Origin of the sequence: Gottschalkia purinilytica (genome assembly GCF_001190785.1) — a bacterium.
Lineage (GTDB): Bacteria > Bacillota > Clostridia > Tissierellales > Gottschalkiaceae > Gottschalkia_A > Gottschalkia_A purinilytica.
Genome location: NZ_LGSS01000053.1, coordinates 1 through 1,328, shown reverse-complemented (window position 1 = coordinate 1,328; position 1,328 = coordinate 1). Strand labels below are relative to the sequence as shown.

2 protein-coding genes are annotated in these 1,328 nt (G+C 31.5%); both read left to right on the top strand.

The window, feature by feature from the left end; all coding sequences use genetic code 11:
- The first annotated feature begins 91 nt into the window (after positions 1-91).
- Positions 92-295 carry a BhlA/UviB family holin-like peptide gene (locus tag CLPU_RS16275; protein WP_050379135.1) on the top strand — a complete coding sequence of 68 codons (204 nt, stop codon included), beginning with the start codon at positions 92-94 and terminating at the stop codon, positions 293-295.
- Positions 296-369: 74 nt separating this feature from the next.
- Positions 370-1,218, top strand: coding sequence for a peptidoglycan recognition protein family protein (locus CLPU_RS16270; RefSeq protein ID WP_050379133.1), 849 nt, complete (start codon positions 370-372; stop codon positions 1,216-1,218).
- Positions 1,219-1,328: the final 110 nt, after the last annotated feature.

The following is a 1,328-nucleotide window of genomic DNA, read 5'->3' as shown; positions in this document are numbered from 1 at the left end:
ATGAATATCAAATCGCAGTAGCTGAATATTTAGCAGGACAGAACTAGACCAAAGAAGGTCTTTTTTTATTTTAAAAATAGTGAGGTGTGAGATGGAACAAGAAATTATAAAAATAGCCTTAAGTCAAGGCTTATGGGCAGTATTATTCGTATTTATGTTATTTTATGTACTAAGAGAAAACAGTAAAAGAGAAGCAAATTATCAAGATATAATAAAGGAACTATCTGAGAAATTCAACATAGTTGAAGATGTAAAAGAAGATGTCAGAGAAATAAAGAAAAAGATATTTCATTAATAAAACTTAAAGGCGACTTAAAGCACTCGTATATGGATTATGAGGGCTTTTTTAATTTATAAGGAGGTAATTATATGAATTATGTAGTAAATCACATTCCAAATTCTAAGTCTAAAAGACCGGGAACAAAATTAAATGCTCAGTATTTAACTATTCATAGTACAGGAAATCCAAGTTCTACAGCTAGAAATGAAAGGGGTTGGCTTACTAATCCTTCAAACACTAACTCAGTAAGCTGGCATATAGTAGTTGATGAAAAAGAAGCTATAGAAGCTATACCACTAAACGAAGTATCTTACCATGCAGGAAGTTCCGAAGGTAATAACACAAGCATAGGCATTGAAATGTGTGAGAGTGGCAATAGAGAAGCAGTAATTCAAAATACAGTTAAATTAGTTGCTAAGTTATTAAAAGAAAGAGGATGGGGAGTGGATAGACTAAGAAGACACTACGATTGGATAGGCAAAAATTGTCCTAGAATCTTGAATTATAACAATTGGGAAGGCTGGACAAGGTTTAAGAATTTAGTACAAATAGAGCTAGGAGGTAATAACGTGGTTACACTTAGGAAAGGCGATAGTGGAGATTTAGTTTATAAGCTACAAGCAGATTTATTAGCTATAGGATATACAGAAGTGGGAAAACCAGATGGTATATTTGGTACTAATACAGAAAATGCAGTAAAGAGATTTCAAAGAGATTATGGATTAAGCTCAGATGGAATCGCAGGAAAAAATACTTTAAATAAAATACAGGAGGCTTTAAATTCTATGAGTAATGAACATTGGGGAGCAGCAATAAAAAGGGAGTTAGAGAAACACGGAGTAATTATACATGAAGAAAGATTTGATGATAACATTACAAGGGCAGAAAGTATGGCTTTGGCATTACAAGTCATAAAAGCTATAAAAGGAATAAAGTAATATGCTAGATTTTATAATACTAAATATTAACTCAATTGTATTAGTGCTATTACTTACAATAGTGCTTTTTTATTTATTTAAGAAAGGTAAGGATAGATTAGCAAAAAAGA

What these genes read in the sequence shown, in the direction of transcription:
- CLPU_RS16275 (WP_050379135.1), top strand. Translation starts at nt 92, where the DNA reads ATGGAACAAGAAATTATAAAAATAGCCTTAAGTCAAGGCTTATGGGCA.
- CLPU_RS16270 (WP_050379133.1), top strand. Translation starts at nt 370, where the DNA reads ATGAATTATGTAGTAAATCACATTCCAAATTCTAAGTCTAAAAGACCG.